This window comes from Burkholderia sp. BCC1999 (assembly GCF_905339975.1).
Classification (GTDB): domain Bacteria; phylum Pseudomonadota; class Gammaproteobacteria; order Burkholderiales; family Burkholderiaceae; genus Burkholderia.
The window spans coordinates 322,039-340,789 of sequence record NZ_CAJPHP010000004.1 but is presented as its reverse complement, the minus strand read 5'-3'; the positions used below and the strand labels follow the sequence as shown (position 1 = coordinate 340,789).

The 18,751-nt window shown below is 67.8% G+C and carries 19 protein-coding genes; 12 read left to right on the top strand and 7 right to left on the bottom strand.

Annotation, left to right across the window (positions count from 1 at the left end; translation table 11 throughout):
* Positions 1-126: 126 nt before the first annotated feature.
* The 7 genes from kdpC to U5809_RS08015 all read right to left on the bottom strand — a co-directional run bounded on the left by kdpC (position 127) and on the right by U5809_RS08015 (position 7,447).
* A complete protein-coding gene (kdpC, locus tag U5809_RS08045) occupies positions 127-708 on the bottom strand; it encodes a potassium-transporting ATPase subunit KdpC (protein WP_322086100.1) in 582 nt (193 codons plus the stop codon).
* A 25-nt stretch (positions 709-733) separates the two neighbouring features.
* Positions 734-2,818, bottom strand: a complete 2,085-nt coding sequence (gene kdpB / locus U5809_RS08040; protein WP_322086099.1) for a potassium-transporting ATPase subunit KdpB — start codon at positions 2,816-2,818, stop codon at positions 734-736.
* Positions 2,819-2,872: 54 nt separating this feature from the next.
* Complete coding sequence (kdpA, locus tag U5809_RS08035) at positions 2,873-4,678, bottom strand: potassium-transporting ATPase subunit KdpA (RefSeq protein WP_322086098.1); 1,806 nt, start codon at positions 4,676-4,678, stop codon at positions 2,873-2,875.
* Complete coding sequence (gene kdpF, locus U5809_RS08030) at positions 4,675-4,767, bottom strand: K(+)-transporting ATPase subunit F (RefSeq protein WP_006752209.1); 93 nt, start codon at positions 4,765-4,767, stop codon at positions 4,675-4,677. Before kdpF ends, kdpA begins: the two co-directional genes overlap by 4 nt.
* Before the next feature lie 300 nt (positions 4,768-5,067).
* Positions 5,068-6,042, bottom strand: a complete 975-nt coding sequence (locus tag U5809_RS08025; RefSeq protein WP_322086097.1) for a quinone oxidoreductase — start codon at positions 6,040-6,042, stop codon at positions 5,068-5,070.
* 177 nt (positions 6,043-6,219) lie between these two features.
* Entirely contained in the window at positions 6,220-6,612 is a 393-nt protein-coding gene (locus U5809_RS08020) for a methylglyoxal synthase (RefSeq protein WP_059233571.1), read from the bottom strand.
* A gap of 55 nt (positions 6,613-6,667) precedes the next feature.
* Positions 6,668-7,447: an SDR family oxidoreductase gene (locus tag U5809_RS08015; RefSeq protein WP_322086096.1), complete on the bottom strand. Its 780-nt coding sequence runs from the start codon at positions 7,445-7,447 to the stop codon at positions 6,668-6,670.
* A gap of 207 nt (positions 7,448-7,654) precedes the next feature.
* Between U5809_RS08015 and upp the strand changes: the two genes are divergently transcribed.
* From upp to U5809_RS07955, 12 genes are all read left to right on the top strand, one after another.
* Entirely contained in the window at positions 7,655-8,305 is a 651-nt protein-coding gene (upp, locus tag U5809_RS08010) for a uracil phosphoribosyltransferase (protein ID WP_006478229.1), read from the top strand.
* 217 nt (positions 8,306-8,522) lie between these two features.
* Entirely contained in the window at positions 8,523-9,251 is a 729-nt protein-coding gene (locus U5809_RS08005) for a YebC/PmpR family DNA-binding transcriptional regulator (RefSeq protein ID WP_301739741.1), read from the top strand.
* A gap of 104 nt (positions 9,252-9,355) precedes the next feature.
* Positions 9,356-10,636 (top strand): phosphoribosylamine--glycine ligase, encoded by a 1,281-nt coding sequence (purD, locus tag U5809_RS08000; RefSeq protein ID WP_322086095.1) that lies wholly within the window; start codon positions 9,356-9,358, stop codon positions 10,634-10,636.
* A 317-nt stretch (positions 10,637-10,953) separates the two neighbouring features.
* Positions 10,954-11,877 carry an oxygen-dependent coproporphyrinogen oxidase gene (gene hemF / locus U5809_RS07995; protein WP_176050408.1) on the top strand — a complete coding sequence of 308 codons (924 nt, stop codon included), beginning with the start codon at positions 10,954-10,956 and terminating at the stop codon, positions 11,875-11,877.
* 38 nt (positions 11,878-11,915) lie between these two features.
* On the top strand, positions 11,916-12,617 hold the full coding sequence (locus U5809_RS07990; protein WP_415877934.1) for a nicotinate-nucleotide adenylyltransferase: 702 nt from the start codon (positions 11,916-11,918) through the stop codon (positions 12,615-12,617).
* A gap of 4 nt (positions 12,618-12,621) precedes the next feature.
* Positions 12,622-13,071, top strand: a complete 450-nt coding sequence (rsfS, locus tag U5809_RS07985; protein WP_176050409.1) for a ribosome silencing factor — start codon at positions 12,622-12,624, stop codon at positions 13,069-13,071.
* A gap of 18 nt (positions 13,072-13,089) precedes the next feature.
* Entirely contained in the window at positions 13,090-13,560 is a 471-nt protein-coding gene (gene rlmH / locus U5809_RS07980) for a 23S rRNA (pseudouridine(1915)-N(3))-methyltransferase RlmH (RefSeq protein ID WP_006484265.1), read from the top strand.
* A gap of 51 nt (positions 13,561-13,611) precedes the next feature.
* Positions 13,612-14,244, top strand: a complete 633-nt coding sequence (locus U5809_RS07975; protein WP_322086094.1) for a Maf family protein — start codon at positions 13,612-13,614, stop codon at positions 14,242-14,244.
* Positions 14,245-14,252: 8 nt separating this feature from the next.
* Entirely contained in the window at positions 14,253-15,722 is a 1,470-nt protein-coding gene (rng, locus tag U5809_RS07970) for a ribonuclease G (protein WP_176050411.1), read from the top strand.
* A 127-nt stretch (positions 15,723-15,849) separates the two neighbouring features.
* Entirely contained in the window at positions 15,850-16,185 is a 336-nt protein-coding gene (locus tag U5809_RS07965) for a YggL family protein (RefSeq protein WP_176050412.1), read from the top strand.
* A 340-nt stretch (positions 16,186-16,525) separates the two neighbouring features.
* Positions 16,526-17,488 carry a PRC-barrel domain-containing protein gene (locus U5809_RS07960; protein WP_322086093.1) on the top strand — a complete coding sequence of 321 codons (963 nt, stop codon included), beginning with the start codon at positions 16,526-16,528 and terminating at the stop codon, positions 17,486-17,488.
* Positions 17,485-18,747, top strand: a complete 1,263-nt coding sequence (locus U5809_RS07955; RefSeq protein ID WP_322086092.1) for an MFS transporter — start codon at positions 17,485-17,487, stop codon at positions 18,745-18,747. The genes U5809_RS07960 and U5809_RS07955 overlap by 4 nt, the downstream gene beginning before the upstream one ends.
* The last annotated feature ends 4 nt before the right edge of the window (positions 18,748-18,751 follow it).

Here is an 18,751-nt window from a genome sequence, read left to right as displayed (position 1 = left end):
CGGATGCGCTCGAGTACGAGCATTGTTGTTCCAAATCGCCGCAAAAGGCAAAGACGGCGCATGCGCCGTCGGGAATGAATGCGTCCGGCGCGGATCATGCCGCGCCGGACGCCGGTCGTCACACGCTCAGTGCGCGGCCTGCGCCTCGTCGAGCGCGAGATTCAGCTTCAGCACGTTCACGCGCGGCTCGCCGAGCACGCCGAACTGGCGGCCCTTCGTGTTCGCGGCGACAAGCTGCGCGACCGCGTCCGGTGCCAGGTTGCGCGCTTTCGCGACGCGCTCGACCTGGTACGCGGCGGCGGCCGGCGTGATCTCCGGATCGAGACCGCTCGCCGACGCCGTCACGAGGTCGACCGGCACGGGCTTCGACATGTCGGTGCCGGCGTCGCGCAGCGCGGCGATACGCCCCTTCACCTGGTCGGCGAGCGACGGGTTCAGCGGGCCGAGGTTCGAGCCGCCGGAGCCGGTCGCGTTGTACGGCATCGGCGCGGTGGCCGACAACCGGCCCCAGAAGTACTTCGGCGCGTCGAACTGCTGGCCGATCAGCGCGGAGCCGACCGCCTTGCCATCCTTCTCGATCAGGCTGCCGTTCGCCTGCGACGGGAACACGGCCTGGCCGAACACGGTCATCACGGCCGGGTAAGCGAGCCCCGTCACGGCGGTCAGGACGACAAACAGCACGACGAGCGGGCGAATCAACGATTTCATGATGTTTCCTTCAAATGCGGCCGGCTCAGGCCCAGCCGAGTGCGGCGAGCGTCATGTCGATCAGCTTGATGAACGGGAACGGCAGCAGCACGCCACCGAGGCCATACACCAGCAGGTTGCGGCGCAGCAGCGAGGCCGCGCCGAGCGGCCGGTACGTGACACCCTTCAGCGCGAGCGGGATCAGCGCGACGATGATCAACGCGTTGAAGATCACCGCCGACAGGATCGCGGAGGCCGGCGACGTCAGGTGCATGATGTCGAGCACGCGCAGTTGCGGGTACGTCGTCACGAACGCGGCCGGGATGATCGCGAAGTACTTCGCGATATCGTTCGCGATCGAGAACGTCGTCAGCGAGCCGCGCGTCATCAGCATCTGCTTGCCGATCTCGACGATCTCGATCAGCTTCGTCGGGTTCGAATCGAGGTCGACCATGTTGCCGGCTTCCTTCGCCGCCTGCGTACCCGTATTCATCGCCACGGCCACATCGGCCTGCGCGAGCGCCGGGGCGTCGTTCGTGCCGTCGCCCGTCATCGCAACCAGACGGCCTGCCGCCTGATGCTCGCGGATCGTCGCGAGCTTGGTTTCCGGCGTCGCTTCCGCGAGGAAATCGTCGACGCCAGCTTCCGCCGCGATCGCCGCCGCCGTCAGCCGGTTGTCGCCCGTCACCATCACGGTCTTGATGCCCATCTTGCGCAGTTCCGCGAAGCGCTCCTTGATGCCGCCCTTCACGATGTCCTTCAGCTCGATCACGCCGAGCACGCGCGCCGCCCCTTCATGCAGGTCGGCCACGACGAGCGGCGTGCTGCCGCGGCGCGCCACCTCGTCGACCGCGCGACGCACTTCTTCCGGGAAACGGCTGCCATGCGTCTCGACGTAGTTGCGGATCGCGTCGGCCGCGCCCTTGCGGATTTCGCGGCCCGGCAGGTCGACGCCGCTCATCCGCGTCTGCGCGGAAAAGCCGAGGAACGTCGCATGCAGTTGCGCCATGTCGCGCTGGCGAATGTTGAAACGTTCCTTGGCCAGTACCACGATGCTGCGGCCTTCCGGCGTTTCGTCGGCGAGCGAAGACAGTTGCGCGGCATCGGCCAGCGCTTCCTCGGTCACGCCGGGCGCCGGCACGAACATCGACGCCTGGCGGTTGCCGAGCGTGATCGTGCCGGTCTTGTCGAGCAGCAGCACGTCGACGTCGCCGGCCGCTTCCACCGCGCGGCCCGACGTCGCGATCACGTTCGCCTGCATCATCCGGCTCATCCCGGCCACGCCGATCGCGGACAGCAAGCCGCCGATCGTCGTCGGGATCAGGCACACGAGCAGCGCGACGAGCGCGGTGATCGTCACCACGTGGCCGGCCTTCATCGCTTCGACCGAGAACATCGAGAACGGCAGCAGCGTTGCAGTGGCCAGCAGCATCACGATCGTCAGCGCGACCAGCAGGATCGTCAGCGCGATCTCGTTCGGCGTCTTCTTGCGCTTCGCGCCTTCGACCATCGCGATCATCCGGTCGAGGAACGCCTCGCCCGGGTTCGCGGTGACCTTGACGACGATCCAGTCGGACAGCACGCGCGTGCCGCCCGTCACCGACGAGAAGTCGCCGCCCGATTCGCGGATCACCGGCGCGGATTCGCCGGTGATCGCCGATTCGTCGACGGACGCGACGCCGTCGACGACCTCGCCGTCGGCCGGGATCACGTCGCCGGACTCGACGAGCACGACATCGCCCTTACGCAGATCGCTCGCGGTCGTGATGCGGATCGGCGACTTCGGATGCGGCTCGTTGAGCTTCTTCGCCATCACGTCCTTCTTCGCGCTGCGCAGCGATGCAGCCTGCGCCTTCGAGCGCCCTTCGGCGAGCGCTTCGGCGAAGTTCGCGAACAGCACGGTGAACCACAGCCACAGCGCGATCGCGAGGATGAAGCCCGACGGCGCCTCGGCCTGACCGGCGAGCGCCGCGATCCACAGAATCGTGGTCAGGATGCTGCCGACGTACACGCAGAACATCACCGGATTGCGGAACTGCGTGCGCGGCGTGAGTTTCTTGAACGAGTCCACGATCGCCGGGCGCAGCAGCGCCGGATCGAACATGGACCGTGTTGCGGAATGTTGAGTCATTGCGATCTCTTCAATCTCTTCAGTCTTTTCAATGTGTCGCCATGCGGGCGCGCGTTACGCGCCCAGCCACATCATCAGGTGCTCGACGCCCGGGCCGAGCGCAAGCGCCGGCACGTAGGTCAGCGCGCCCACCAGCAGCACGGTGCCGAGCAGCAGCACGACGAACAGCGGACCGTGCGTCGGCAGCGTGCCGCTCGTCACCGCGATGCGCTTCTTCGCGGCCAGCGAACCGGCGATCGCCAGCACCGGCACGATCGTGCCGAAGCGGCCGAACCACATCGCGATCGCGGTCATCCAGTTGTAGAACGACGTGCCGACCGTCAGGCCCGCGAACGCGCTACCGTTGTTGTTGGCGGCCGAGCTGAACGCGTACAGGATTTCCGAGAAGCCGTGCGGCCCCGGGTTCGCGATGCCGGCCTTGCCCGCATCGGCGAGCACGGCGATCGACGTGCCGACCAGCACGAGCAGCGGCGTGAGCAGCACGACGATCGACACCATCTTCATCTCGTACGCTTCGATCTTCTTGCCGACGTATTCCGGCGTGCGGCCGATCATCAGGCCGGCGACGAACACCGCGAGCAGCGCGAACACGAGCATCCCGTAGAGACCCGAGCCGACCCCGCCGAAGATCACCTCGCCGAGCTGCATCAGCAGCATCGGCACGAGACCGCCGAGCGGCGTCAGCGAATCGTGCATCGTGTCGACCGCGCCGCACGACGCGGCCGTCGTCGCGACCGTGAAGATGCCGGTCTGCGCGATGCCGAAGCGCGTTTCCTTGCCTTCCATGTTGCCGCCCGGCTGCAGCGCACTCGTCGACTGGTCGACGTGCAGCGCGGCGAGCGTCGGGTTGCCGCCCTGCTCGGCGCTCACCTCGATGCCGACCGCGACCGCGAACGCGACCGTCATCGCCGCGAGCACGGCGATGCCCTGCCGGCGGTCGCCGATCATGCGGCCGAACACGAGACACAGCGCGGCCGGGATGATCAGGATCGAGAAGATCTGCAGGACGTTCGCGAACGGCGTCGGGTTCTCGTACGGGTGCGCGGAGTTCGCGTTGAAGAAGCCGCCACCGTTGGTGCCGAGCATCTTGATCGCTTCCTGCGACGCGACCGGGCCCATCGCGAGCGTCTGCTTCGTGAGCGGGGTCGGCACCGTCACCGCGTTGCCCTTGTCGTCCTTCACCGGATTGCCCTGCGCGTCGAGCTTCGGCGCCGCATAGGTGCTCGCCTGCAGCACCGGCACGTCCTCGTACGACTTCATGTTCTGGATCACGCCCTGGCTCATCAGCAGCGCGGCGACGATCATCGACATCGGCACGAGCACGTACATCGTCACGCGCGTGAGGTCGACCCAGAAGTTGCCGATCGTCTGCGCGGTGTGACGCGCGAAGCCGCGGATCAGCGCGATCACGACGACGATGCCGGTCGCGGCCGACAGGAAGTTCTGCACGGTGAAGCCGAGCATCTGCGCCAGGTAGCTGACGGTCTGTTCGGGCGTGTAATCCTGCCAGTTCGTGTTGGTGACGAAGCTGACGGCCGTGTTGAATGCGCCGTCGACCGTCATCGCGCCGAATTGCTGCGGGTTGCCGGGCAGGAAGCCCTGCAGGCGCAGCAGGCCATAGAGGAACAATGCACCGAGCGCGTTGAACGCGATCGTCGCGATCGCGTACTGCTTCCAGTTCATCTCGCTGCCGTCGTCGACGCCGGCGATGCGGTACAGCACGCGTTCGAGCGGCCCGAACACGCGCACGACGCGCGAGCTGCCGTCCATCACGGCCGTCAGGTAACGGGCGACCGGAACGGCCGCCGCCAGCAGTACGACGATGAACAACAACGATTGCAACAGGTTGTTCGCGTTCATTCGATGTCCTCCGCGCGCAGCAGCGCAAAGACGAGATACGCGAACAGCAGGGCCGTCGAGGCGCCCGCCAGCCAAAGCATCCAGGTCATGCTCGCCCCCCGCGACCGTATTGCACGAGCTTCTCGCAACCGGCGATCAAACCGAGGATCAGCGCGGTGAAAAGCACCAGGGCGCCGATAAATACCCCATCCATTTTTGTGTTCTCCGTCATCGAAGTGAGACGACTAGAACCTTATGGGAATGCACGTAAAGGACGGGTCAAAGGTATCGGGGCGGGTATAAAAACCGTGTAAACGCGCGAAGGGGACAACCCGGGAGGCGGGACGGACGGCGCCGCGGCGCCGCCCGCAAGGGCGCGTGCCGGCATGGCGCCGGCACGGGGAGGCAGGTCAGGGAACGAGGATCGTCGAGCCGGTGGTCTTGCGCGCTTCGAGATCCGCATGCGCGCGGCCGACTTCCGCGAGCGGATAGCGCTGGTTGATGCTGGTCTTCACCTTGCCCGACAGGATCACGTCGAACAGCTCGGCGGCCGCGGCTTCGAGATCGGCGCGCTTCGCGATGTACGAGAACAGCGTCGGCCGCGTGAAGAACAGCGAACCGCGCGACGAGAACTCCTTCGAGTCGATCGCCGGCAGCGGCCCCGACGCGTTGCCGAAGCTGACGAAGTAGCCGAGCGGCGCGAGGCAATCGAGTGAGCCGATATAGGTGTCCTTGCCGATCGAATCGTAGACGACCGGCACGCCCGCACCGTTCGTGATCTCCTTCACGCGCTGCGTGAAGTTCTCGCGCGTGTAGACGATCGGGTGATCGCAGCCGTGCGCGGTCGCGAGTTCGGCCTTTTCGTCGGAGCCGACCGTCCCGATCACCGTCGCGCCGAGCGCCTTCGCCCATTGGCACACGAGCAGGCCGACGCCGCCGGCCGCCGCGTGAATCAGGATCGTGTCGCCGGCCTTCACCGGGTAGGTGCGGCGCAGCAGGTAGTGCGCGGTCAGGCCCTGCAGCATTACCGATGCCGCATCGTCGTAGCTGATGCCGTCGGGCAGCTTCACGAGCCGCTCGGCCGGCATCACGCGCTCCTGCGCATACGCGCCCGGCGGTTGCCCGACATACGCCACGCGGTCGCCGACCTTGAGCGCGGTCACGCCGTCGCCGACGGCCGTCACCTCGCCCGCCGCCTCCATCCCGAGACCGCCGGGCAGCGGTTGCGGATAAAGGCCGGTACGGAAATACACGTCGATGTAGTTGAGCCCGACCGCATGCTGCCGGATGCGGACTTCACCCGCCTTCGGCTCGCCGACCTCGACATCGACCCACTTCATCACGTCCGGGCCGCCCGGCTGGTCGTATCGGATTGCTTTCGGCATCGTTTCGCTCCTCGTCTGTCAATCGGTCAGGAAAAATTCCGGGTCGCCGATGCGCAGGCCGGCCGATTCATGCGGGAACCGGGCGGCGGGCGCGTATCGCGACGCACGATTCTCGCGCGTCGCCGCCGTCCGTGCATGGCCCTGCCGCGAGCAGGGGCAATCGGGCGCGGCGCGTGCCTAGCAAACGTCCTGCATGTTGCGCGCCAGATCGTCGAGCAGCATCCGCGCGGTGGCGACGTTGGTCGCCACCGGCACGTCGTGCACGTCGCACGCGCGCACGAGCGCGGTGATATCGGGGTCGTGCGGCTGCGCGGTCATCGGATCGCGCAGGAACACGACGATGTCGACACGGCCTTCGGCCAGTTCCGCGCCGATCTGCAGGTCGCCGCCGAGCGGCCCCGACAGCTTGCGCTCGACCTCCAGCCCGTGCGCGGCTGCAATACGGCCGCCCGTCGTGCCCGTCCCGACCAGCCGGCATTGCGCGAGCGTCGCGCGGTATTCGCCCGCGAGCGCGACGATCTCGTCCTTCTTCGCGTCGTGCGCAATCAATGCGATGCGGGGTTTGCTCATCTCCAGTTCCTTCGTCGTTCGGTTGTTGTCGTGATCGTGAATCGAAAGGCGCGGGTCAGAACGTACCCGGATACGCGCCGCCGTCGAGCAGCCAGTTCTGCCCGGTGATGTAGCCGGCGTGCACGCTGCACAGGAACGCGCAGGCTGCGCCGAATTCGGCGCGCGTGCCGAGGCGGCCGGCCGGGATGTCGTTTGCGCGCCGCACGCGCATTTCGTCGACCGTCACACCCTGCGCCTTCGCCGATGCGGCGAGCGTCGTCGCGATCCGGTCGGTGTCGAACAGCCCCGGCAGCAGGTTGTTGATCGTCACGCCCTGGCCGGCAACCTTGCGCGACAGCCCCGCGACGAAGCCGGTCAGCCCCGAGCGCGCGCCGTTCGACAGCGCGAGCACGTCGATCGGCGCCTTCACGGCCGAACTGGTGATGTTGACGATCCGGCCGAAGCGGCGCGCGATCATCCCGTCGATGGTCGCGCGGATCAGCTCGATCGGCGTCAGCATGTTCGACTCGAGCGCGCGGATCCAGTCGTCGTGCGAGAAGTCGCGGAAGTCGCCGGGCGGCGGGCCGCCGGCATTCGTCACGAGAATGTCCGGCTGCGGGCACGCGGCGAGCGCGGCCGCGCGCCCGTCCGGCGTCGTGATGTCGCAGGCAACCGAGGTGACCGACACGTTCGCGCCGGCGCGGATCTCCTCCGCGGTTTCCTCGAGCGTGTCGCGCGTGCGCGCGACGATCACGAGGTTCACGCCCTCGGCGGCCAGCGCTTCCGCGCAGCCGCGCCCGAGACCCTTGCTTGCCGCGCATACGAGCGCGGTCTTTCCTTCGATACCGAGATCCATCGTCGACTCCCTGGTGGCGACGCGCGCCGGGACGGCCCCGCCGCGCCGGTGGGCGGGCGAACGGGCGTGCGCGGCGCGCGGATTGTCGTGAGACGTCGATAATATCCGGATCATGCGGCGCGCCTTGGTAAAATTGCGGCCATAAGCGGCAGCCGGCTCGCGCCCGCCGCCGCCCCGATCACCTTTTGCCGCCAAGGCGCCCCCGTCATGAAACAGGACAGCCGTTTCCCGAATCTCTTCATCACCGATCACCCGCTGATCCAGCACAAGCTCACGCACATGCGCGACAAGGACACGTCCACGCGCACGTTCCGCGAGCTGCTGCGCGAGATCACGCTGCTGATGGGCTACGAGATCACCCGCAACCTGCCGATCACGACCAAGCGGGTCGAAACCCCGCTGGTGGCCGTCGACGCGCCCGTGATCGCGGGCAAGAAGCTCGCGATCGTGCCCGTACTGCGCGCGGGCATCGGGATGTCGGACGGCCTGCTCGACCTGGTGCCGTCCGCGCGGGTCGGCCACATCGGCGTGTACCGCGCCGAGGACCACCGCCCGGTCGAATACCTGGTGCGCCTGCCTGACCTGGAAGACCGCATCTTCATCCTGTGCGACCCGATGGTCGCGACCGGCTATTCGGCCGTGCATGCGGTCGACGTGCTCAAGCGCCGCAACGTGCCGGCCGCGAACATCATGTTCGTCGCGCTGGTCGCCGCGCCGGAAGGCGTCCAGGTGTTCCAGGACGCGCACCCCGATGTGAAGCTGTTCGTCGCGTCGCTCGATTCGCACCTGAACGAACACGCGTACATCGTGCCGGGCCTCGGCGACGCGGGCGACCGCCTGTTCGGCACCAAGAACTGAGTGCCGGCATGGCCGCGCGGCGCGCGGCCCGGTCCGCTACGGCCTGCCCGGCCGTTCGGCCATGCGCGGCGGCCCCGATCCGGCGGTCGCCGCGTGATAAAATCACGCTCCACTCGATACGCGCGGCCCCGCGGCTTCATGCCCGCCGACACGGCCGCCGACTCAACGACACATTGAAACAATCGCCCGCGCTGCGCGCCCGGGCACGGAGAAAGGTATGGCTGGTCATTCGAAATGGGCCAACATCAAGCATAAGAAGGCAGCGGCCGACGCGAAGCGCGGCAAGGTCTGGACCCGTCTGATCAAGGAAATCCAGGTCGCGGCGCGCCTCGGCGGCGGCGATGTCAACTCGAACCCGCGCCTGCGTCTCGCGGTCGACAAGGCGGCCGATGCGAACATGCCGAAGGACAACGTCAAGCGCGCGATCGATCGCGGCGTCGGCGGCGCGGACGGCGCGAACTACGAAGAAATCCGTTACGAAGGCTACGGCATCAGCGGCGCGGCGATCATCGTCGACACGCTGACCGACAACCGCACGCGTACGGTTGCGGAAGTTCGCCACGCATTCTCGAAGTTCGGCGGCAACATGGGCACCGACGGCTCGGTCGCGTTCATGTTCGATCACGTCGGCCAGTTCCTGTTCGCACCCGGCACGTCGGAAGACGCGCTGATGGAAGCCGCGCTCGAAGCCGGCGCGAACGACGTGAACACGAACGACGACGGCTCGATCGAAGTGCTGTGCGACTGGCAGGCATTCTCGGCGGTGAAGGACGCGCTCGAAGCCGCCGGCTTCAAGGCCGAACTCGCCGAAGTGACGATGAAGCCGCAGAACGAAGTCGAGTTCACCGGTGACGACGCGGCGAAGATGCAGAAGCTCCTGGACGCGCTCGAGAACCTCGACGACGTGCAGGACGTGTATACGAACGCCGTCATCATCGAGGAATGAGATGCCGGCCGCCGTGCACCTGTCGCGGCGGCGGCCCGACCGATACCGCGGCCGGCGCGCCTGAGCGTGCCGGCCGCCCTGTTTTCTAGTCTGCGGGGAATCCCATGAAACTACTCGTCGTCGGTTCCGGCGGCCGCGAACATGCGCTGGCGTGGAAGCTCGCTCAGTCGCCGCGCGTCCAGATGGTCTACGTCGCGCCCGGCAATGGCGGCACGGCGCAGGACGAGCGTCTGAAGAACGTCGATATCACGGCGCTCGACGAACTCGCCGATTTCGCGGAAAGCGAAGGCGTCGCGTTCACGCTCGTCGGGCCGGAAGCACCGCTTGCGGCCGGCATCGTCAACCTGTTCCGCGCACGCGGCCTGAAGGTCTTCGGCCCGACCCGCGAAGCCGCGCAGCTCGAAAGCTCGAAGGATTTCGCGAAGGCGTTCATGAAGCGCCACGGCATTCCGACGGCCGAGTACGAAACGTTCTCCGACGTAGCCGCCGCCCACGCGTACATCGACGCGAAGGGTGCGCCGATCGTCGTGAAGGCCGACGGCCTCGCGGCCGGCAAGGGCGTCGTCGTCGCGATGACGCTCGACGAGGCGCATGCAGCGGTCGACATGATGCTGTCGGGCAACAAGCTGGGTGACGCCGGCGCGCGCGTCGTGATCGAGGAATTCCTCGACGGCGAGGAAGCGAGCTTCATCGTGATGGTCGACGGCAAGCACGCGCTGGCACTGGCTTCGAGCCAGGACCACAAGCGCCTGCTCGACGAAGACCGCGGCCCGAACACCGGCGGCATGGGCGCGTATTCGCCCGCGCCGATCGTCACGCCGCAGATGCACGCACGCGTGATGCGCGAGATCATCATGCCGACCGTGCGTGGCATGGAAAAGGACGGCATCCGCTTCACGGGCTTCCTGTACGCGGGCCTGATGATCGACAAGGAAGGCAATCCGCGCACGCTCGAGTTCAACTGCCGGATGGGCGACCCCGAGACGCAGCCGATCATGGCGCGCCTGAAGAGCGATTTCTCGAAGGTCGTCGAGCAGGCGATCGCGGGCACGCTCGACACGGTCGAGCTCGACTGGGACCGCCGCACCGCGCTCGGCGTCGTGCTGGCCGCGCACGGCTATCCGGACGCGCCGCGCAAGGGCGACCGCATCAACGGGATCCCGGCCGAGACCGAACAGGCCGTGACGTTCCATGCGGGCACGACGCTCGGCGACGGCGACAAGCTGACGACGTCCGGCGGCCGCGTGCTGTGCGTGGTCGGCCTGGCCGATTCGGTGCGCGAAGCGCAGCAGCACGCATACGACACGATCAACCAGATCAATTTCGAAGGCATGCAGTACCGCCGCGACATCGGCTTCCGCGCACTCAACCGCAAGAGCGTGTGACGATCGCTTCGGGCGCGCCGCCAGGCCGCGCGCCGCGAGGGGCCTGTTCCCGCCAATAACGGGCCCTTCCGGCGGCCAGCCCCAGGATGGAATTTTTGTTAGTTTCGGGAACGTGCGTTGCCGGCCGCATTGCGGCGTTGCTCGTCGCTTGTTTGGCTCGGCCAAACGGCGCTCCTCGCGCCTTGCACGACGACCGGCAACGCACGTTCGCAAGCCCGTTATCAGCGGGAACAGGCTCCTCCGCCGGGGTTCGATAGAATGCCCGGCAGATGCCTTTTTTACGGCCCCCGCTTCGGGCGAGGGCACCCAGTCCAGACATGACCGATTCGACCTACGACGTAGCGCGCGTGCGCACGTACCTCCAGGGCCTGCAGACACGCATCGCCGATGCGCTCGGCGCGCTCGACGGCACGCCGCTCGCGACCGACACGTGGCAGCGCGGGCCGGCCGAACGCCTGCGCGGCGGCGGCTGCACGCGGATTCTCGAAGGCGGCCGCGTGTTCGAACGCGCGGGGATCGGCTTTTCCGACGTCGCGGGCGATGCGCTGCCGCCGTCAGCGAGCGCGGCGCGCCCGCAGCTCGCGGGCCGCGGCTTCGAGGCGCTCGGCGTGTCGCTCGTGCTGCACCCGCGCAATCCGTACTGTCCGACCGTCCACATGAACGTGCGGATGCTGATCGCGACGAAACCGGGCGAGGAGCCCGTGTTCTGGTTCGGCGGCGGCATGGATCTGACACCCGTTTACGGTTTCGAGGACGACGCGCGGCATTTCCACCAGACCTGCAAGGATGCGCTCGACCCGTTCGGCGCCGAGCTCTACCCGCGCTTCAAGAAATGGTGCGACGAGTATTTCTTCCTGAAGCACCGCAACGAAATGCGCGGCATCGGCGGGATCTTCTTCGACGATTTCTCGGAGCCCGGTTTCGAACGCTCGTTTGACATGATGCAAAGCGTCGGCGACGCGTTCCTGCAGGCCTACCTGCCGATCGTCGAGCGCCGCGCCGAGCTGCCGTACGGCGAGCGCGAGCGCGACTTCCAGGCGTATCGCCGCGGCCGTTACGTCGAATTCAACCTCGTGTTCGACCGCGGCACGCTGTTCGGCCTGCAAAGCGGCGGCCGGACCGAGTCGATCCTGATGTCGATGCCGCCGGCCGCGAACTGGCGCTATAACTGGCAGCCCGAGCCGGGCACGCCTGAAGCGCGCCTGTACACCGACTTCATCGTGCCGCGCGACTGGGTCTGAGCCCGCGCGCCCCGCTGCCCCAAGGAAAGGACGCGTTTCTGGACACCACCGCCCGCCCCGCCCCGCTGCCGCGTCGTATCGGCTTGCTGGGCGGCACTTTCGACCCGATCCACGACGGCCATCTCGCGCTCGCGCGCCGGTTCGCCGAGCTGCTCGGCCTGACCGAACTCGTGCTGCTGCCCGCCGGGCAGCCGTACCAGAAGCGTGACGTGTCGGCCGCCGAGCATCGGCTCGCGATGACGCGCGCGGCCGCCGGCTCGCTGTCCCTGCCGGGCGTGACCGTGACCGTCGCCACCGACGAGATCGAGCACACCGGCCCGACGTACACGGTCGAGACGCTCGCGCGCTGGCGCGAGCGAATCGGCCCGGACGCGTCGCTGTCGATGCTGATCGGAGCCGACCAGCTCGTGCGGCTCGACACGTGGCGCGACTGGCGCAAGCTGTTCGACCACGCGCACATCTGCGTGTCGACGCGCCCGGGTTTCGACCTGGGCACGGCGTCGCCGGACGTTGCGCAGGAAATCACCGCGCGGCAGGCCGGCGCCGACGTGCTGAAGGCCACGCCGGCTGGCCACCTGCTGATCGATACGACCCTTTCGTTCGACATTGCCGCGACCGACATCCGCGCACACCTGCGCGAATGCATCGCACGCCATGCGCAAATGCCCGATGCGTCGGCCGAACATGTGCCGGCCGCCGTATGGGCCTATATTCTTCAACATCGCCTCTACCATTCCTGAATCCATGGATATTCGCAAACTGCAGCGCGTGATCGTCGACGCCCTCGAAGACGTCAAGGCGCAAGACATCAAGGTGTTCAACACCAGCCACCTGACCGAACTGTTCGACCGCGTGGTCGTCGCTTCGGGCACGTCCAACCGCCAGACCAAGGCCCTCGCGTCGAGCGTGCGCGACAAGGTCAAGGAAGCCGGCGGCGACATCGTCAGCTCCGAAGGCGAAGACACCGGTGAATGGGTGCTGGTCGATTGCGGCGACGCGGTCGTGCACATCCTGCAGCCGGCCCTGCGCCAGTACTACAACCTCGAGGAAATCTGGGGCGACAAGCCGGTGCGGATGAAGCTCGGCGGCGGCAAGGGCCCGAACGGCTTTGCAACGGCCAGCGAAGACGAAGAGGAAGACGAGGAAGCCGCGCCCGCACGCCCGGCACGCAAGACGGCCGCTCGCCGCCGTTAAGCCGTCACGCCTCTTCCGATGAAGCTTTTCATCCTTGCGGTCGGCCACAAGATGCCGGGCTGGATCGCATCCGGCTTCGACGAATACACGAAGCGGATGCCGCCGGAACTGCGCATCGAGTTGCGCGAGATCAAGCCCGAACTCCGTTCGGGCGGCCGCAGCGCCGAAAGCGTGATGGCGGCCGAGCGGCAGAAGATCGAGGCGGCACTGCCGAAGGGCGCGCGCCTCGTCGCGCTCGACGAGCGCGGCCGCGACTGGACCACGATGCAGCTCGCCCAGGCACTGCCCGGCTGGCAGCAGGACGGCCGCGACGTCGCGTTCGTGATCGGCGGCGCCGACGGGCTCGATCCAGAGCTGAAAGCGCGCGCCGACGTGCTGCTGCGCATCTCGAGCATGACGCTGCCGCACGGGATGGTGCGCGTGCTGCTCGCCGAACAGCTTTACCGGGCGTGGAGCATCACGCAGAATCACCCCTACCACCGCGCATGACGTGTCGTCCTCGAGACGCGCGCCGCGCGCGCTCAACGAGATAACGACACCATGCCGCCCAGCACGTCCCCCGCGCTTTTCCCGACCCTTTACCTCGCTTCGCAAAGCCCGCGCCGCCAGGAGCTGCTGCAACAGATCGGCGTGCGCTTCGAACTGCTGCTGCCGCGCCCCGATGAGGACGCCGAAGCGCTCGAAGCGGAAGTGCCCGGCGAAGCCGCCGATGCGTACGTGCGGCGCGTGACCGTCGCGAAGGCCGAAGCCGCGCGTGCGCGCCTCGTCGCGAGCGGCAAGCCGGCCGCGCCGGTGCTGGTCGCCGACACGACCGTGACGATCGACGGCGCGATCCTCGGCAAGCCGGCCGACGCCGGCGACGCGCTCGCGATGCTCACGCGCCTCGCCGGCCGCGAACACGCGGTGCTGACGGCCGTCGCCGTGATCGATGCCGGCGGCGAACTGCTGCCGCCCGCGCTGTCGCGCTCGTCGGTGCGCTTCGCGGCCGCGTCGCGCGACGCCTACGCCCGCTACGTCGAAACCGGCGAGCCGTTCGGCAAAGCCGGCGCGTATGCGATCCAGGGGCGCGCGGCAGAATTCATCGAGCGAATCGACGGTTCCCATTCAGGTATCATGGGTCTGCCCCTTTTTGAGACCGCGGCGCTGTTGCGCGCCGCGCGTGTCGCCTTCTGAATCCCACCATGAACGAAGAAATCCTGATCAACCTCACGCCGCAGGAAACGCGGGTCGCACTCGTCCAGCAAGGCTCGGTGCAGGAGCTTCACGTCGAGCGCACGCTGTCGCGCGGGCGGGTCGGCAACATCTATCTCGGTAAGGTCGTGCGCGTGCTGCCCGGCATGCAGTCGGCGTTCATCGACATCGGTCTCGAGCGTGCGGCATTCCTGCACGTCGCCGACATCTGGCATCCGCGCCTCGCGGGCGAACCGCAGTCGGGCGCGCCGCACCAGCCGATCGAGAAGATCGTGTTCGAGGGCCAGACGCTGATGGTCCAGGTGATCAAGGATCCGATCGGCACGAAGGGCGCGCGGCTGTCGACGCAGGTCAGTATCGCGGGCCGCACGCTCGTCTACCTGCCGCAGGAGCCGCATATCGGCATCTCGCAGAAGATCGAGAGCGAAGCCGAACGCGAGGCCGTGCGTGCGCGCCTGACGGCCGTGATTCCGCCGGACGAGAAAGGCGGCTACATCGTGCGCACGATCGCCGAGGATGCGACTTCCGACGAACTGGCCGGCGACGTCACGTACCTGCGCAAGACCTGGGCGACGATCGTCGGGCAAGCGCAGCGGCTGCCGGCGACGAGCCTGCTGTACCAGGATCTCGATCTCGCGCAGCGCGTGCTGCGCGATTTCGCGAACGACGACACGACGCGCATCCAGGTCGATTCGCGCGAGACGTACCAGCGCCTCGCGGAATTCGCGGGCGAGTTCACGCCGGCCGTGAGCCCGAAAGTGCACCACTACACCGGCGAGCGGCCGCTGTTCGACCTGTACAACATCGAGACGGAGATCCAGCGCGCGCTGTCGCGCCGCGTCGACCTGAAATCGGGCGGTTACCTGATGATCGACCAGACCGAGGCGATGACGACGATCGACGTGAACACGGGCGGCTACGTCGGCGCGCGCAACTTCGACGACACGATCTTCAAGACCAACCTCGAGGCCGCGCACACGATCGCGCGGCAGCTGCGGCTGCGCAACCTCGGCGGGATCATCATCATCGACTTCATCGACATGGAGAACGCCGAGCATCGCGACGCGGTGCTGTCCGAGTTGAAGAAGGCGCTGTCGCGCGACCGCACGCGCGTGACGGTCAACGGCTTCTCGCAGCTCGGGCTCGTCGAGATGACGCGCAAGCGCACGCGCGAATCGCTCGCGCACGTGCTGTGCGAGCCATGCCCGACCTGCCAGGGCAAGGGCCAGGTGAAGACGTCGCGCACCGTGTGCTACGACATCCTGCGCGAAATCCTGCGTGAGTCGCGGCAGTTCAACCCGCGCGAATTCCGCGTGATCGCCGCGCAGCAGGTGATCGACCTGTTCCTCGACGAAGAGTCGCAGCATCTCGCGATGCTGATCGACTTCATCGGCAAGCCGGTGTCGCTGCAGGTCGAATCGAATTTGAGTCAGGAGCAGTACGATATCGTGCTGATGTAACGGTCCGCCCAACCGCCGCCGGCATCGCCGCGCGGCGCCCGGATACGGCGCCCGGGCAGTTCGCGCATGCCGCGCCAGCGCCCGCCGCCGTATTTTCATTTACCCCTTTTTGCACTCACCACACACCATGAGCCAAGGCCACAACCGCCGCCAGCGCAAGAAACTCCACATCGGCGAATTCCAGGAACTCGCGTTCAATGCCACCGCGCATTACCGCAACGAAATGACCGACCTCGCGCGCGGCGAACTGATCGACGCGTTCATCGACTTCGTCGAAGCGAACGGACTGCTGACCGTCGCATCCGCGGACGAAGGCATCGGCGCCTATGTGATCTCCGGTGCACCGCGCGGCACGACGACCGACGCCGATCGCGAACTCGTGCGCGGGTGGCTGGCCGCCCGTCCGGAACTGACGGACGTCAAGGTCAGCGAATTCACCGACGCGTGGTATCCGGACGCCTGACTTTCCCGCTTCACCTTGCTTCACGCAGCGCCCGCACCTGCCCGCCATGACGGCGGGCAGGCCGGCGCGGCGCCTCTCCCGCCCCCCCACTCCCCTCCGTCTCACCGGCGCCGTGACGGGCCCCGTATCGGGCGCAACCGCCACCTCGGCCCATCCCTCCTCGCCCGCGCCCCCTCCGATCCCTACCTTTTCCCCACAGTCCGCCTGCAACAGGCCATCGAAATCGGTCCTGAAAGCAAGACACGTTAAAATCTCACCTCGCGTGGTGCGCCGCCCGCACCCGCCATCCATCGCCAGCCGCGTGCCCTCGGGCCGCCCCCGACCCATGGAGTGAGTGTCAATGAGCGGCGGACTCCCGTTTCCCGCATCCCGCAAGTCGTTGCCGTCCTCGACGGTCTTCCTGATCCTCGCCGCCGTCGCGTTGCTGTCCGGCTGCGGGCTGCTGCCGGTCCAGAACCCGCCCGCGCCGATCAGCGAGGCGCTCGTCGAGCCCGTCGAGGAAACCGCCGGCGAGCCGCTGACGATGCCGCCCGTGCCGGCGCCGACGCAACCGGAGGCGCCGGAAGCGCCAAAGAAGCCGCACCGCGAAGTGACGCGGCCGAAACCCGTGCAGCGCCCCGAAACACCGACGCCGCCACCGCCTCCGCCCGCGCCGATCGTCGCGACGCGCCCGCTCGACCGTACCCAGATCCATGCGCTGCTCGACAGCGAGGTCGCGCGCCGCAACGGCAAGGTGATCGGCCGCGCAGTCGACATGGTGACCGACGCGAGCGGCAAGCCGCGCGAGATGATCGTCAACCTGCAGGGCTTCATGGGCGTCGGCGACCGCAAGGTCATCTTCCCGTGGAACGTGTTCCGCTTCACGCCGGGCGGCAAACAGGAGCCTATCGTGCTCGACGTGCCGTCGGGCGACCTGCCGCCGGCCGCGCGGCCGAAAGCCGTGCCGCTGTCGGGCTCAGCCGCGGCCTCGCCCGCGACACGGCTGCCGATGCTCGACAGCGACGTCGAGCGCCCGAACGGCACGAAGATCGGCCGCATCGTCGACGTGCTGATCGACCGCGCCGCGCAGCCGCAGGCTGTCGTGCTCGACCTCGGCGGCCTCGTCAATACCGACCGCCGTTCGATCGCCGCGAGCTGGGGCGCGCTGCGCTTCGTCACGCGCGACAAGGCGCTGCACCCGCAGCTGGACCTGAGCGACGCACAGATCAAGGCGTCGCCGCCCTACGCGGCCGACAAGCCGGTCGTCGCGGTCTTCCCGCCCGTTGCGCCGGCCCCGGCTTCATCTGCGAGTGCCACCCGATGACGATCAAGCATTCCGTCACCGCTCGCAGTCTGCGGTCCCTCGACTGGCTCAACTTCTTCGTTGCAAACGTTCAGACCGGGTTCGGCCCGTTCATCGCGTCCTACCTCGCATCGCACAAATGGACGCAAGGCGAGATCGGCATGGTGCTGTCGATCGGCACGATCAGCGCGATGGTCAGCCAGGTGCCGGGCGGCGCGGCCGTCGACGCGCTGAAGAACAAGAAAGGCGCGGCCGCCTGGGCGATCGCGGCCATCATCCTGTCGGCGGTGCTGCTCGCGTCGAGCCCGACCATCGTGCCGGTGATCGCCGCCGAGGTGTTCCACGGCTTCGCGAGCTGCATGCTCGTGCCCGCGATGGCGGCGATTTCGTTCTCGCTGGTCGGCCGCGCCGACCTCGGCGACCGGCTCGGCCGCAATGCGCGCTGGGCATCGATCGGCAGTGCGGTCGCGGCAGGCCTGATGGGGCTCACCGGCGAATACTTCTCCGCGCGCGCGGTGTTCTGGCTGACCGCCGTGCTGGCGCTGCCCGCGCTGTTCGCGCTCGCGATGATCCAGCCGACTCACGAAGTGATCCCGCAGTCGTCGCAGCCGGACGATCACCACGACGAAGCCGGCGAACGCGAAACGCTGCTCGAACTGCTGCGCGACCGCCGGATGCTGATCTTCGCGGCGTGCGTCGTGCTGTTCCACCTGTCGAACGCGGCGATGTTGAACCTCGCGGCCGGTGAAGTCACGGCCGGGATGGGGGAAAACGTGCAGCTCGTGATCGCCGCGTGCATCATCGTGCCGCAGGCGATCGTCGCGATGCTGTCGCCCTGGGTCGGCCGCTCCGCGCAACGCTGGGGGCGCCGGCCGATCCTGCTGCTCGGCTTCTCCGCGCTGCCGGTGCGCGCGCTGCTGTTCGCCGGCGTGAGCAGCCCGTACCTGCTCGTGCCCGTGCAGATGCTCGACGGCATCAGCGCGGCCGTGTTCGGCGTGATGCTGCCGCTGATCGCGGCCGACGTCGCGGGCGGCAAGGGCCGCTACAACCTGTGCATCGGGCTGTTCGGGCTCGCGGCCGGGATCGGCGCGACGCTCAGCACGGCCGCGGCCGGCTACGTCGCCGATCACTTCGGCAACGCGGTCAGCTTCTTCGGGCTCGCGGGCGCCGGCGCGCTCGCGGTGCTGCTGGTCTGGCTCGTGATGCCCGAAACGCGCGTCGGGAACGGCGACACGGCGGCCGACGAACCGGCTGCCGCCTCGCCCGAACAGGCGCACTGAACAC